Below are 12,529 nucleotides of genomic sequence, written 5' to 3'. Positions count from 1 at the left end.
CAGTGCCCGTCGCTGCGTCAGGCGCGCTGCAGGTAGTGCCGCACGCGGTCGTCGCGCTCGACGAGGTAGCGGTCGTCCTCCGGGTAGTAGACGGCGCGCTCTGGGTCATCGCCCGCGAACGCGATGACCGCCGCCATCGACTCCCAGCGCGAGACGGTCGTGATCTCGGTGTGGCCGTCGCCGAGGTCGCGCGTGAGGATCCACGCGTCGAGGTTGCCGGGCGTCGAGCGGTAGGCCTCCATGCCGGTACGCTCGACGTAGTCGACGTACTCCTCGCGGTCCTGGGTGCGCACGGCGCAGGTCCACACCCGCACGACCGGCTGCTGCTCGCTCATGCCGCGACGCTACTCCTCGCGGCGCGCCTCGGGCAGTGCCGGGCGCGCTCGCGCCGCCCGACGCATCCGCCCCCCGCTCGAATGCGATCGAGGGTGGTGCTCGGGGCCCCGGCACGGCAGGATGCGGCGCCATGGGGATCGTCAGCTGCGACATCGGCGTCTCGGTCGACGGCTTCGCCGCGGGGCCGTCGCAGAGCCGCGAGGAGCCGCTCGGCGTCGGCGGCGAGGACCTGCACCGCTGGATGTTCGAGGCGCCGGAGGAGAACCGCGAGGAGATCGACGCGATCCTCGGGCACGGCGCATACATCATGGGCCGCAACATGTTCGGGCCGATCCGCGGGCCGTGGGACGAGCCGTGGGACGGCTGGTGGGGCCGGGAGCCGCCGTACCGCGCGGCGGTGTTCGTGCTCACCCACCACCAGCGGGAGCCGATCGGGATGGCGGGCGGCACCGTCTTCCACTTCGTCACCGACGGCGTGGAGGCGGCGTTCGCGCGAGCGCGCGAAGCGGCCGGCGAGCGCTCGATCTCGATCGCGGGCGGCGCGAGCACGGTCGACCAGTTCCTCGCGGCGGGACTCATCGACGAGCTGCGGCTGCACGTCGCGCCGATCGTGCTCGGGGCCGGCGAGCGGCTCTTCGTGCGCTCGGGCGATGTGCGGCTCGAGACGGTCTCGGCGCGCGCGAACCCGCTCGTCGCGCACGTGACCTACCGCGTCGTGCGCGACGCAGCTCGCTCAGGCTGAGGTGCCGCTCTGCTGGTCGCGGAGGCGCTCGACGTGCTCCGACGCCTCGGCCTTCGTCAGCTCCGCGGCCAGCTCCTCGCCGGTCGCTCCCGGCTCGGGCATCGTCGCGTCGCTCGTGGGTCGCGGCACGGTCTGCCGCGAGGCCGAGAGCGGGGCTCCGCGATCCGCACCGAGCGAGATCCGGGTCAACGCTCGGACACGACCCCCGCCTCCACGCTCCAGTGCCGGTCGAGCGTGACCGCCTCGAGCATCCGCCGATCGTGCGTGACGAGCAAGAGGGTGCCGTCGTAGGTCTCGAGCGCCTGCTCGAGCTGCTCGATCGCGGGCAGGTCGAGGTGGTTCGTCGGCTCGTCGAGCACGAGCAGGTTGGCGCCGCGCGCCTGCAGCAGGGCCATCGCGGCGCGCGTGCGCTCGCCGGGCGAGAGCTCGTCGACGGCGCGTCCGACGTGATCGGCGCGCAGCCCGAACTTCGCGAGCAGGGTGCGCACCTCACCCGACGCGAGCTCCGGCACGAGCGACTCGAACGCATCCGCCAGCGGCCTCGTGCCCGCGAGCAGCGAGCGCGCCTGGTCGATCTCGCCCACCTGCACGCTCGAGCCGAGGCTCGCCGATCCTTCGTCGGGCTCCCGGCGGCCGAGCAGCGCGCGCAGCAGCGTCGACTTGCCGGCGCCGTTCGGCCCGGTGATGCCGATCCGCTCCCCCGCGTTCACCTGCAGCGAGACGGGCCCGAGCGTGAACGCGCCCTGCCGCACGACCGCGCCGTTGAGGGTCGCGACGACCGTGCTCGAGCGCGGCGCAGCGCCGATCTCGAACTGCAGCTGCCACTCCTTGCGGGGCTCCTCGACCTCCTCGAGCCGCGCGATGCGGCTCTCCATCTGCCGCACCTTCTGCGCTTGCTTCTCGCTCGACTCCGTCATCGCTCGGCGGCGGTTCTTGTCGTTGTCGGGCGCCTTCTTCATCGCGTTGCGCACGCCCTGGCTCGACCACTCGCGGGTGCGGCGGGCGCGGGCGACGAGGTCGGCCTTCTGCTCGGCGAACTCCTCGTACTGCTCCCGGGCGTGCCGCCGGAGCGTCGCGCGCTCCTCGAGGTACGAGTCGTAGCCGCCGCCGTAGATGCGGTTCGACGACTGCGCGAGGTCGAGCTCGAGCACGCGCGTGACGCAGCGGGCGAGGAACTCGCGGTCGTGGCTCACGAGCGCGACGCCGCCGCGGAGCCCCTGCACGAACGACTCGAGCCGCTCGAGCCCGTCGAGGTCGAGGTCGTTCGTCGGCTCGTCGAGCAGCACGATGTCGAAGCGGCTCAGCAGCAGCGCCGCGAGCCCCACGCGCGCTGCCTGCCCGCCCGAGAGCGAGGTCATGAGCGCCTGCTCGATCGGCTCGCCGTCGAGCTCGAGGCCGAGCTCGGCGAGCACGATCGGCGTGCGCTCCTCGAGATCCGCCGCGCCGCTCGCGAGCCAGCGTTCGAGGGCGGATGCGTAGGTGTCGGCCGGGTCGGTCCCGACCGGCGCGAGCGAGGGGTCACCCAGCGCGTCCGCGGCAGCATCCATCTCGCGCGTCGCGGCTGCGCAGCCGGTGCGGCGGGCGATGTAGTCGACGACGGTCTCGCCCGGGACCCGCTCGTGCTCCTGCGGCAGCCAGCCGACGAAGGCGTCGGCCGGCGCGAGCGACACGGTGCCGGCCTGCGGCTCGTCGACGCCCGCGAGGATCCGCAGCAGCGTCGACTTCCCCGCGCCGTTGGCCCCGACCACGCCGACGACATCGCCGGGTGCGACGGTGAGGTCGAGGGAGTCGAAGAGCGTGCGGTGGCCGTGGCCGCCGGCCAGCCCCTGCGCGACGAGGGTTGCGGTCATCCCGCCATCCTCCCAGCCGCACGCACGCGGCGCTCATCCACAGGCACCGCCGCTGCTCGCTCCTGCGCTCGCGGGACCCGGCACAGTGCCGGACATGACGAACATCACGCGCGACGACCTCGTCGCACATCTGCCAGGCGATCCGCTGCCGCGACGCCACGGCAAGCCGTGGACGGAGGAGGACTACCGCGCGGTCATGCGCGCGATCCGCGACGGCGGCTCGCTCGACGAGATCGCCGCTCGCGTCGGTCGCACCGAGCAGGGCCTCCGAGGCCAGCTGCACCGCATGCTGCCCGCCGACGAGCGGCACCTGGCCGCCGACCTCGTGCTGCCGCGGCTGCGCCAGCTCGACGCGAACGGCGACTACGACTGGCTCGCGGCACTCGCGCAGCGCCTCCCATCGCCGTGGGAGGCGCAGCGCGAGGCGGAGGCGGCGCGCGCCGAGCGAGGCATCCCGGCACTGGAGGATGCCGAGCTCCTGGCGCTGGCGTTCGCGGTCGCCGTCGCCAGGAGCTCCGACATGGAGCTCGCAGCGGTCCGTCGGCAGCTCGGTCGCGAGCTGCTCAGGCGCGGCATCGACGCTCGATTCCGTCAACGCGTCGCGGCCGAGATCGACGCCGCGAGCGACCTGCTGGGTGACGGTGATCCGTACGGATGGCCGGAGCGCTACTGATCCGCAGCAGTGCGGCGCGGCGGTGTCACGCCGCCTCGATCGGCAGCCAGTACTCGCACGTCGCGTGCGACTGGGTGAGCTCGAGGTGCCGCAAGATCGATGGGCCGGGGCGCAGCCGCCACGGGTTCGACGGGAACCGGTCGGTCGCGGTCGCGGCCATCATCGACTGCAGCGCATCGGGGAACGGTCCGCTCGAGCGGAAGACCGCCCACGTGCCGGCGTCCGCCCGCACGACGTCGACGGCGAGGATCCCGCCAGGCTCGGCGCCCCGCGCACGAGCTCCGCGGCTGCGAGCGTCATGCGCCGCCGTCGCACGTACTCCGACAGCGGCATCCCCGCGAGCGCCGAGAACATCCGGCGCACGTGGTACTCGGTCGTCGCGTGCTCCCGGGCGAGGCGAGCAGCGTCGATCGGCTCGGCCGGGTCGCGCTCGACGAGCTCGACGAGAGCGTTCAGCGTGCCGATCATGGTCCTCCTTCCGCACTCCATCGTGATCGCGAGCCCGACAGCGCACCCGATGATCGGTGCCCGGCTCGATCGTCGATCGCGACAGTGGTCGCGCGGGCACGTCGACGAGCGACCGGGCACACTCGAGGCATGGACGATCTGCTCGTGCCGCCCGGCCCCGGCGCCCCGCGTGGCCTGCGCGTGCCCGCGACCGAGCTCGTCGAGCAGTTCTCCCGGTCGTCGGGCCCCGGCGGGCAGGGCGTCAACACTGCCGACTCCCGCGTGCAGCTGAGCCTCGACCTCGGAGCGACCACGGCACTCGACGACGATCAGCGCCGCCGGGCGCTCGACGGCCTGGCGCCGCGCCTCGCGGGCACGGTGCTCACCATCAGCGCCTCGGAGCATCGCTCGCAGCTCGACAACCGCATGGCTGCCAGGCGCCGCCTCGCGGACCTGCTCCGCGACGCCGTCGTGCCGCAGCGGGCGCGCCGCGCGACCCGCCCGACGCGCGGCTCCCAGCTGCGCCGGGTCGAGGCGAAGCTCCGGCGCTCCGCGACCAAGCAGCACCGCCGCCCTCCCCGCCCGGAGTGACGAGCCGGGATGTCAGCGGCCACAGCTAGCCTGGCCCGACGACCCGGTCTGGAGGAGAGGACCCCGTATGCATCCATCACGCGCCGACAGCATCGCTGAGCGCCGCCGCGAGGTGCTCGCGCGGCTCGAGGAGCTCGAGCGCGAGCTCGTGGAGCTGCGACGGATGCGGGAGGGCCTGAACGACGACGACGAGCACGACCCCGACGGCGTCTCCCTCTCCTCCGAGTGGTCGCGACTCGAAGGGCTCCGGCAGACGCAGCGCGAGGCACTGACCGCGATCGGCGAAGCGAGCGCCCGGCACGAGCGAGGCGAGGACTCGCTGTGCAGCGTCTGCGGCAAGCCGATCGCGCCCGAGCGGCTCGAGGCGCGGCCCCAGGCGACGACGTGCATCGACTGCGCGCGCCGCCTCGAGGCCTGAGCGCGCGACCAGCGCTCGCGCTGGGTCCGCGCAGAGCAGCGGGTTCGAGCCTGTCTCCGTGCGACGCAACGCGAGCCGGGACGCCCCCGACGGTCATAGTCCGAACGCCCAGGTGACCCTGGGCGCGCCCCAGCCCGCGGAGCTCCGCCGATGAGCGCGGATCTCGCGACGAACATCGCCCTCGTCGTGGCGTTCGTCCTGATCGGCGGCGTGTTCGCCGCCACGGAGATGGCGCTCGTCACCCTTCGCGAGGGTCAGCTCAACGCGCTCGCCGCTCGCGGCAAGCGCGGCGCGAAGGTCGCGGCGCTCGCCCGCAACCCCAACACCTTCCTCTCCGCGGTCCAGATCGGCGTCACCGTCGCGGGCTTCGCCTCGGCCGCCTTCGGCGCCTCGTCGATCGCGCCGCACGTCACGCCGCTGCTGACGCAGCTCGGCTTGAGCGAGCAGGTCGCCGGCACGGTCGCGACCGTCGTGCTCACGCTCGCGATCGCCTACCTCTCGCTCGTGCTCGGCGAGCTCGCGCCCAAGCGGCTCGCGATCCAGCGCAACACCGCGTTCGCCTACGCGGTCGCGCCGGTCCTGAACGGCTTCGCGATCGTCATGAAGCCCGTCATCTGGTTCCTGTCCGTCTCGACGAACCTCATCGTGCGCCTGCTCGGCGGCGATCCCCACAAGACGGGAGAGGAGATGACGGAGGAGGAGCTGCGCGACATGGTCTCGACCCACGCCGGCTTCCCCGACGAGGAGCGGCGGATCCTGGACGACGTGCTGTCGCTCCGCGACCGCCAGCTCAGCGAGGTCATGCGGCCGCGACCCGAGGTCGCCGCGCTCGACGGCACCGCGACCATCGAGCAGGCAGCGGCCTCCGTGCGCGAGCAGCCGTACTCGCGCTACCCGCTCATCGATCGCGGCATCGACGACATCACCGCGTTCGTCCACGTGCGTGACCTCTTCGACGCGCTCCAGGACCGCTCGGCCGCGACCCTCGACGACATCGGCCGGCCGATCCCCTACTTCCCGGCAACCGCTCGCGTGCTGCCGACGCTCGCGACGATGCGTGCCGAGGGGCACCACATCGCGGTCATCATCGACGAGTACGGCGGCACCGACGGCATCGTCACGCTCGAGGATCTCCTCGAGGAGGTCGTCGGCGAGATCTTCGACGAGTACGACACCGAGACCGGGCCGAGTGAGCTCTCGACGGAGGGCGGCACGGTCGACGGCCGACTCAACTTCCAGGACTTCGAGGAGGCGACGGGCGTGCGGCTGCCGAGCAGCTCCGCCGACACCGTCGCCGGCTTCGTGCTCGAGCGGCTCGGGCGCCTGGCGAAGGTCGGTGACGTCGTGGGGATCGACGGAGCGCTGCTGAAGGTCACGGCGCTCGACCGGCATCGCATCGCCGAGCTCTTCGTCACGCCCGTCGTCGACCCGGCTCCGGAGGGCGAGACGCGCGGCGAGGCGTGACGCCGGTCCAAGGCCCCTAGCGGAGCAGTCGCAGTCGCGATTACGCTCCCGTCATGCTGAAGGCGGGCGCGACCCACGACGCGTGGGCGCCGGCGCTCATCGCCGCGGTGCTCGCGGCGCTCGGCGCGCTCTCGCTGCAGGTCGCGGCGGCGATGGACCTCCTGCCGCAGGCGCCGGTCGAGCTGGCGTGGCTGCTGGGGTGGGTGCTGCTCGCGTGGTCGACCCTCGCGGTGGTCGTCGCGCTGCTCGCGATGTGGCGTGCGCGGGGGGCGACGAGCCCGCCGCTGGCGCCGAGCCTGTTCGCCATCGGGGCCGCTGTCGTCGCCCTCGCGCTCGCCATGGCGCTCCACCCGCCCTTCGGCGCCGGCGCCGGCATCGGCTGACGCCGCCCGGAACGGCGAGAGCCCCTCTCGCAGTCGCTGCGGAGGGGCATTCGCGTGGCCTTCGTCCAAGGCATCGGGCGCCCCAGGAGTTCCGAGAGCGATCATGTCGGGCCTGGCTGGGAGTCCTCCGAGGGCCGGCTGAAGACGCGTCCCGGCCGGATGGGTTACGCGTCCGACCCGCGCGCCGAGAGCGCCGCCGCGAGGTAGGGCGCGGTCGCACTCGCGTCACTCTCGGCCACTTGCTCGGGCGTGCCCTCCGCGACCACCCGGCCCCCCGCATCCCCCGACCCCGGGCCGAGGTCGATCACCCAGTCGGCCTCGGCGACGATGCGCATGTCGTGCTCGACCATGATGACGGTGCTGCCGCCGTCGACGAGGTGGTGCAGGTGCTGCAAGAGCCGGTCGGCGTCGGCCGCGTGGAGCCCCGAGGTCGGCTCGTCGAGCAGGTAGAGCGTGTCGCCGCGCTGGCCCCGCTGCAGCTCGGCGGCGAGCTTGACGCGCTGCGCCTCGCCGCCGGAGAGCTGGGTCGCGGGCTGCCCGAGGGCGACGTAGCCGAGCCCGACGTCGAGCAGCGCGTCGAGGTGCCGGTTGACGTCTGCATCGTCGGTGAGGGATGCGCGGGCGTCGCGCACGCTCATCGCCAGCACGTCCGCGATCGAGCGCCCGTCGAGCTCGATCTCGAGCGTCTCGGCGTTGTAGCGGGTGCCGGCGCACGTCGTGCACGGCGCATGCACGGTCGGCAGGAAGAGCAGCTCGACCTCCATCGTCCCTTCGCCCTTGCACGTCGGGCAGCGCCCGGCCGGCAGGTTGAACGAGAACCGGCTCGGGGCGTAGCGGCGCCGCCTCGCCTCGGGCGTCGCGGCGAACAGGGCGCGGACGCGGTCGAAGAGCCCCGTGTAGGTCGCGACGTTCGAGCGCGAGGTGCGGCCGATCGGCCGCTGGCTCACCTGCACCACGCGGCGCAGCCGCCCCGCGGGCCCACGAGCGCGACCCGCGGTCTCCGCCTCAGAGCGTTGCGTGAGCGGATCCTCGACGGCGGCCGCGTCGTCCACCGCTGCGGTGTCCTCGACCTCGCTCGCGAGGCTCGCCCGCAGCAGCTCCGGGAGCGCCTGGACGACGAGCGTCGACTTGCCAGAGCCCGAGACACCGGTGACGGCGGTGAGCGCGCCGAGCGGGAACGAGACCGAGAGGTCCTGCACGTTGTGCCTCGACACATCCGTCAGCTCGAGCGCTCCATCGCCCTGCCGGCGCTCGCGCCGCTCACGACTCGGGCTCGGTGCGTCGAACAGGTAGCGGCGGGTGACGGACGCATCCGCTGCTCGGAGCCCGTCGATCGGCCCGGAGTAGACGACCTCGCCGCCCTCGGAGCCAGCGCCCGGACCGATGTCGACGATCCAGTCGGCCTCGCGGATGACGTCGAGCGAGTGCTCGACGAAGAAGACGGAGTTGCCGGTGTCGCGCAGCCGTCGGAGGATGCCCAGCAGCGACTCGGTGTCGGCGGGGTGCAGGCCGGCGGAGGGCTCGTCCAGCACGAAGACGACGCCGAAGAGCTGCGACAGCACTTGCGTCGCGAGGCGCATGCGCTGCAGCTCACCGGAGGAGAGGGATGCGGTGGTGCGGTCGAGCGAGAGGGAGCCGAGCCCGAGGTCGATGATGAGCGCGAGGCGGGCGAGCAGGTCGGAGACCAGGCGGCGAGCGGCGAGCAGCTGCTCGGGATGCTCGTCGCCACCGCCGCGCGGCCGCCAATCCGGCTCGAGCACGCCCTGCAGCAGGGCGGCGACGTCGCGGAGCGGCATCGCGGCGAGCTCGGTGATGGCGAGCCCCTCGAACGTGACCGCGAGCGCCTCCCTCTTCAGCCGGCGACCGCCGCACTCGGGGCACGGGACGCTCACCATGAACGACGCGGCGCGCTCGCGCATCCGTGCGCTCTTCGAACCCGCGAAGGTGTTGAGTACATAGCGACGCACGCCCTGGAAGGTGCTCATGTAGCGCGGCGGGGTGCCGTCGGCGATCGCCTGCCGCACCTCGGCGGGGCCGCGGTCGGTGTAGATCGGCACCTGTGGCGACTCGTCGGTGTAGAGCGCCCAGTCGCGCTGCTCGCGCGGCAGCTCGCGCCACGGCACGTCGATGTCGTAGCCGAGCGAGATGAGGCTGTCGCGCAGCTGCTTGCCGTGCCAGGCGGTCGGCCAGGCGGCGAGCGCGCCCTCGCGGATCGTCAGGGATGCGTCGGGCACCATGAGCGAATCGGGCACGTCATGCACCTGGCCGAGCCCGTGGCATGTCGGGCATGCGCCCTGCACGGTGTTCGTGGAGAAGTCCTCCGCGTAGAGCATCGGCGCGCCGGGCGGGTAGGTGCCGACGCGCGAGTAGAGCATGCGGACGACGTTCGAGATCGAGGTGGCGCTGCCGACGGTCGAGCGCGCGGAGCCGCCCGAGCGCTGCTGCGGGAGCGCGACCGCCGGCGGCAGGCCGTCGATCGCGTCGACGTCGGGCACCCCGACCTGGCTCATCAGGCGGCGAGCGTAGGGCGCGACGGACTCGAAGTAGCGGCGCTGCGACTCGGCGTAGATCGTGCCGAACGCGAGCGAGCTCTTGCCCGAGCCGGAGATCCCGGTGAACGCCACGAGCGCGTCCCGCGGGATGTCGAGGTCGACGCTTTGCAGGTTGTGCTCTCGAGCACCGCGTACCCGCACTCGATCGAGACCGTCCTGCGCTCCGCTCGCCAGTGCATCCATCACGCCAGCCTCTCGCGAATCCCCCGCAAGCATGCTGAGCACGACCGACGGATGCGTCGTGCTGGCCTAACCCACGGCGCGGTGGATCGCGCGGAGCCGCTCCATCGCCTCCCGCACGAGCGCCGGGTCGGTGCCGCGCACCACGATGTTGGTGCCGAAGACGCCGCCGTCGCGGAACGGGTAGGAGCCGATGCTGAGCTCCGGCATCTCGGCAGCGAGGACGCGCAACGGATCGGCGATCCGGCCCTCCCCCACCTCGAAGCGAAGCTCCTCGGAGACGACGGGCAGGCCCGACTCGAGCTGCGGCAGCACCGCGTCCAGCATCGCGACGAAGATCGCGGGCACGCCGGCCATGACGTGCACGTTGCCCATGCGGAAGCCGGGTGCTCCGCTGATGCGGTTCTCGATGAGGTCCGCGCCGTGCGGGATACGTGCCATGCGCAGGTGCGCATCGGTGAGGGTGCGCCCGGGCCCGACGGCCGCCTGCAGTGCGGCGCGGGCGTCGTCGCGCACCTCGACGCCGACACCGAACGCATCCGCCACCGCGTCGGCGGTGATGTCGTCGTGCGTGGGCCCGATGCCGCCGGAGGTGAAGACGTGGGCGTGCGCGGCGCTGAGATCGCGCAGCGCCGCGACGATGACGGCGTGGTCGTCGGGGACGACGCGGATCTCGCGCAAGTCGATGCCGACCTCACCGAGCCGGCCGGCCAGGTGGTAGGCGTTCGCCTCACGAGTGCGCCCGGAGAGGATCTCGTCACCGATCACGAGCATCGCGGCAGTCGGGTTCGTCATGCCTCCAGCGTGCCGCATCGACCTGCGCGAGCCCGACGACGCTCGGCTACACGTTGAAGCGGAACGTGGTCTAGCACCCCGACCAGTACTGAGTCGGCCAACTAGCCCCGCAGTTCAGCGGAATCACGCCGGTCCGGCACGGGCACGCACCGCCACTTGCGGAGACTCCTGCGGACTGGCTGCGGACTTCAGGCCTCGCATCCGCGCCCTCGGTTTCCTCGCGCTCGGAGACCGCGACCCGCTGAACGAACGCTCAGGCTCCGATCCCGAACCGCGCTGTCGCTTGCCCGCGCCCTTCACGTTAAGCGCCGTCCGGGCACCGCGTAGGCGCGCGCTTAGCCGTCCTCGAGCGCAACCTGGATCGCGGCCTCGATGTCGGTCAGCCGCGATAGTTGCAGCTGCTCCCCGTCGACGAAGATCCCGGGCGTCCCTGTGACACCCAGGTTCATCCCCGCTCGGAAGTCGTGCTCCACCCGTGCCAGCGTGGCCGGGTCTGCGACTGCAGCGTCGAAGGCGGCCATGTCGAGACCCAGGTCGTCCGCATAGCTGCGGAAGCGCGCAGCCTCCGAGGTGCGGCCTTCGCCCCATTCTGCCTGGGTCTCGAACATGCGCCGGTACATGGCCTCGAACTGTCCCTGCCGGGCGGCCGCCTCGACCGCGACCGCCGCGTTGCCCGAGTTGAAGTGGCCAGGCAGCGGGAAGTAGCGCACAGCGAAGGTCACCTGACCGGCATACTCCTCGCGCAGTTCTTCCATCGTCGGGAAGACAGCTCCGCACACCTCGCACTCGAAGTCGAGGAACTCAACGACGACGGGAGCATCGGGGCCGGCATCGTCGAGCACGTGTGTCGTCTCATCCACGAGGACAGCCGGCGGTGCGGTCTCGGCGGCCCGCGGTTGCGCTCCGGTCGCGCCCTGGGACTCCCAAGGGCGGACGACCATCAGCACCGCCACGATCACGACAGCCACTGCTGATGCGACGATCGCGATGGCCGCCCCTACCCTGCGGCGTGTGCTGGCGGCGGGATGGTTCGGGCTCACAGCTGCTTCCGGCCGCTGCCTCAGGAGTCGCAGCAGTCGTCCTCGTCAACGTCGCCGTCGCGTCCCAGGTTCGGTGCGCAGCAGAGGTCGCCGCGCCACGCCTCGATGCCTTCGCGTACGGCGAGGCCGGCGACAACGAGGGCGGCGAGGGAGTCGGCCCACCACCAGCCGAAGAGCGAGTTAGCGAGCAGGCCGACGAGTACCGCTGCCGACAGGTACGTGCACACGAGCAGCTGCTTCGCGTCCGCCTGCACGCTGCGCGACCTCAACTCCTTGCCCGTTCGCAGTTCGAACCATGCGAGAGCGGGCATCACCACGACGCTGAGCGCGGCGATCGCGATCCCGACCGGGCTCTGCTCGACCTCGCCGACTCCGGCGAGCGAGAGCACCGCGTCGATCGTGACGTACGCGGCGAGGGCGAAGAACGCGATGGCGATCACCTTGACGGTGACGGCCTCCCATCGCTCGGGGTCCTTGCGCGTGAACTGCCACGCGACCGCCGCCGCCGACATCACCTCGACCACGGAGTCGAGGCCGAACCCGATCAGCGCCGCGGAGGACGCCACGGTGCCCGCCCAGATCGCGACGATCGCCTCGATCACGTTGTATGTGATGGTGAAGCCCACGATCCAGCGCACTCGGCGCCGCAGCCTCGTGCGACGGTCGCCCGCGAGCGTCGCGGTCACGAGGAGGCCTCGCAGCAGCCGTCGATGGGACAGGCGGCGTCCATGCAGGGGGCGTCCGCGTCGACTGCGAGCGTCACCTCCAGCAGCGCCTCGATCGCTCGCGTGAGGTGCGGGTCGGCGATCTCGTAGCGCGTCTGGCGGCCTTCGGGCTCAGCGACAGCGATCCCGCAGTCTCGGAGGCATGCGAGATGATTCGAGACGTTGGTGCGTGACAGGGCCAGGTCGCGCGCCAGCTCCGCCGGATAGCTCGGCTTCTCCAGCAACTGCAGCAGAATCCGCGCGCGCGTCGGGTCCGCCATGGCACGCCCGAGCCGATGCATGACATCGAGACGACTGGGAATGGTCAGCATACAGTGACCATAGCAGTCGGTT

Annotated in this window: 14 protein-coding genes and 1 pseudogene; 6 read left to right on the top strand and 9 right to left on the bottom strand. The window is 72.3% G+C overall.

Annotated features, from left to right (window positions below):
* Positions 1-17: 17 nt before the first annotated feature.
* Positions 18-335 (bottom strand): hypothetical protein, encoded by a 318-nt coding sequence (locus JSQ78_RS13390; RefSeq protein WP_211448277.1) that lies wholly within the window; start codon positions 333-335, stop codon positions 18-20.
* Positions 336-466: 131 nt separating this feature from the next.
* On the opposite strand from JSQ78_RS13390, the gene JSQ78_RS13385 reads away from it, so the two are divergent.
* Positions 467-1,078 (top strand): dihydrofolate reductase family protein, encoded by a 612-nt coding sequence (locus JSQ78_RS13385; protein WP_211448276.1) that lies wholly within the window; start codon positions 467-469, stop codon positions 1,076-1,078.
* On the opposite strand, the gene JSQ78_RS13380 is transcribed toward JSQ78_RS13385, so the two are convergent.
* Together JSQ78_RS13380 and JSQ78_RS13375 are read right to left on the bottom strand one after the other, a co-directional pair.
* The gene (locus JSQ78_RS13380; protein ID WP_211448275.1) at positions 1,070-1,267 is read right to left on the bottom strand and encodes a hypothetical protein; all 198 of its coding nucleotides are present in this window, start codon (positions 1,265-1,267) and stop codon (positions 1,070-1,072) included. The genes JSQ78_RS13385 and JSQ78_RS13380 overlap by 9 nt on opposite strands.
* On the bottom strand, positions 1,264-2,928 hold the full coding sequence (locus JSQ78_RS13375; protein WP_211448274.1) for an ABC-F family ATP-binding cassette domain-containing protein: 1,665 nt from the start codon (positions 2,926-2,928) through the stop codon (positions 1,264-1,266). Before JSQ78_RS13375 ends, JSQ78_RS13380 begins: the two co-directional genes overlap by 4 nt.
* Positions 2,929-3,022: 94 nt before the next feature.
* Here JSQ78_RS13375 and JSQ78_RS13370 point away from each other — a divergent pair, with 94 nt between their 5' ends.
* On the top strand, positions 3,023-3,601 hold the full coding sequence (locus tag JSQ78_RS13370; protein WP_211448273.1) for a hypothetical protein: 579 nt from the start codon (positions 3,023-3,025) through the stop codon (positions 3,599-3,601).
* Between the two features lie 25 nt (positions 3,602-3,626).
* Here the strand turns inward: JSQ78_RS13370 and JSQ78_RS13365 are convergent.
* Positions 3,627-4,069: pseudogene (locus JSQ78_RS13365) on the bottom strand (GyrI-like domain-containing protein).
* A 129-nt stretch (positions 4,070-4,198) separates the two neighbouring features.
* On the opposite strand from JSQ78_RS13365, the gene arfB reads away from it, so the two are divergent.
* The 4 genes from arfB (at position 4,199) to JSQ78_RS13345 (ending at position 6,904) form a co-directional block, all read left to right on the top strand.
* Positions 4,199-4,639 (top strand): alternative ribosome rescue aminoacyl-tRNA hydrolase ArfB, encoded by a 441-nt coding sequence (arfB, locus tag JSQ78_RS13360; protein ID WP_211448272.1) that lies wholly within the window; start codon positions 4,199-4,201, stop codon positions 4,637-4,639.
* A 67-nt stretch (positions 4,640-4,706) separates the two neighbouring features.
* Positions 4,707-5,057: a TraR/DksA family transcriptional regulator gene (locus JSQ78_RS13355; RefSeq protein WP_211448270.1), complete on the top strand. Its 351-nt coding sequence runs from the start codon at positions 4,707-4,709 to the stop codon at positions 5,055-5,057.
* Between the two features lie 150 nt (positions 5,058-5,207).
* Positions 5,208-6,521: a hemolysin family protein gene (locus JSQ78_RS13350; protein ID WP_211448268.1), complete on the top strand. Its 1,314-nt coding sequence runs from the start codon at positions 5,208-5,210 to the stop codon at positions 6,519-6,521.
* A gap of 53 nt (positions 6,522-6,574) precedes the next feature.
* Positions 6,575-6,904 carry a hypothetical protein gene (locus JSQ78_RS13345; protein ID WP_211448267.1) on the top strand — a complete coding sequence of 110 codons (330 nt, stop codon included), beginning with the start codon at positions 6,575-6,577 and terminating at the stop codon, positions 6,902-6,904.
* A 164-nt stretch (positions 6,905-7,068) separates the two neighbouring features.
* Here JSQ78_RS13345 and JSQ78_RS13340 read toward each other — a convergent pair whose 3' ends face one another.
* The 5 genes from JSQ78_RS13340 to cmtR all read right to left on the bottom strand — a co-directional run bounded on the left by JSQ78_RS13340 (position 7,069) and on the right by cmtR (position 12,507).
* Positions 7,069-9,639, bottom strand: a complete 2,571-nt coding sequence (locus tag JSQ78_RS13340) for an excinuclease ABC subunit UvrA (RefSeq protein WP_211448265.1) — start codon at positions 9,637-9,639, stop codon at positions 7,069-7,071.
* Positions 9,640-9,705: 66 nt separating this feature from the next.
* Positions 9,706-10,431, bottom strand: coding sequence for a competence/damage-inducible protein A (locus JSQ78_RS13335; protein ID WP_211448263.1), 726 nt, complete (start codon positions 10,429-10,431; stop codon positions 9,706-9,708).
* Positions 10,432-10,766: 335 nt separating this feature from the next.
* Positions 10,767-11,399, bottom strand: coding sequence for a DsbA family protein (locus JSQ78_RS13330; RefSeq protein ID WP_249295725.1), 633 nt, complete (start codon positions 11,397-11,399; stop codon positions 10,767-10,769).
* 92 nt (positions 11,400-11,491) lie between these two features.
* Positions 11,492-12,157 (bottom strand): cation diffusion facilitator family transporter, encoded by a 666-nt coding sequence (locus JSQ78_RS13325; protein WP_211448261.1) that lies wholly within the window; start codon positions 12,155-12,157, stop codon positions 11,492-11,494.
* The gene (cmtR, locus tag JSQ78_RS13320) at positions 12,154-12,507 is read right to left on the bottom strand and encodes a Cd(II)/Pb(II)-sensing metalloregulatory transcriptional regulator CmtR (protein ID WP_211448259.1); all 354 of its coding nucleotides are present in this window, start codon (positions 12,505-12,507) and stop codon (positions 12,154-12,156) included. The genes JSQ78_RS13325 and cmtR overlap by 4 nt, the downstream gene beginning before the upstream one ends.
* Positions 12,508-12,529 lie beyond the last annotated feature (22 nt).

The sequence above is a fragment of the Agrococcus sp. Marseille-Q4369 genome, from assembly GCF_018308945.1.
In the GTDB taxonomy this organism is placed as follows: domain Bacteria; phylum Actinomycetota; class Actinomycetes; order Actinomycetales; family Microbacteriaceae; genus Agrococcus.
The sequence above is the reverse complement of the archived record's forward strand: the minus strand, read 5'-3'. Positions and strand labels throughout refer to the sequence as shown.

Excerpts from the sequence above, each read along its gene's own strand:
- JSQ78_RS13390 (WP_211448277.1), bottom strand. The coding sequence starts at position 335 with ATGAGCGAGCAGCAGCCGGTCGTGCGGGTGTGGACCTGCGCCGTGCGC.
- JSQ78_RS13385 (WP_211448276.1), top strand. The coding sequence starts at position 467 with ATGGGGATCGTCAGCTGCGACATCGGCGTCTCGGTCGACGGCTTCGCC.
- JSQ78_RS13375 (WP_211448274.1), bottom strand. The coding sequence starts at position 2,928 with ATGACCGCAACCCTCGTCGCGCAGGGGCTGGCCGGCGGCCACGGCCAC.
- JSQ78_RS13370 (WP_211448273.1), top strand. The coding sequence starts at position 3,023 with ATGACGAACATCACGCGCGACGACCTCGTCGCACATCTGCCAGGCGAT.
- arfB (WP_211448272.1), top strand. The coding sequence starts at position 4,199 with ATGGACGATCTGCTCGTGCCGCCCGGCCCCGGCGCCCCGCGTGGCCTG.
- JSQ78_RS13355 (WP_211448270.1), top strand. The coding sequence starts at position 4,707 with ATGCATCCATCACGCGCCGACAGCATCGCTGAGCGCCGCCGCGAGGTG.
- JSQ78_RS13350 (WP_211448268.1), top strand. The coding sequence starts at position 5,208 with ATGAGCGCGGATCTCGCGACGAACATCGCCCTCGTCGTGGCGTTCGTC.
- JSQ78_RS13345 (WP_211448267.1), top strand. The coding sequence starts at position 6,575 with ATGCTGAAGGCGGGCGCGACCCACGACGCGTGGGCGCCGGCGCTCATC.
- JSQ78_RS13340 (WP_211448265.1), bottom strand. The coding sequence starts at position 9,639 with ATGGATGCACTGGCGAGCGGAGCGCAGGACGGTCTCGATCGAGTGCGG.
- JSQ78_RS13335 (WP_211448263.1), bottom strand. The coding sequence starts at position 10,431 with ATGACGAACCCGACTGCCGCGATGCTCGTGATCGGTGACGAGATCCTC.
- cmtR (WP_211448259.1), bottom strand. The coding sequence starts at position 12,507 with ATGCTGACCATTCCCAGTCGTCTCGATGTCATGCATCGGCTCGGGCGT.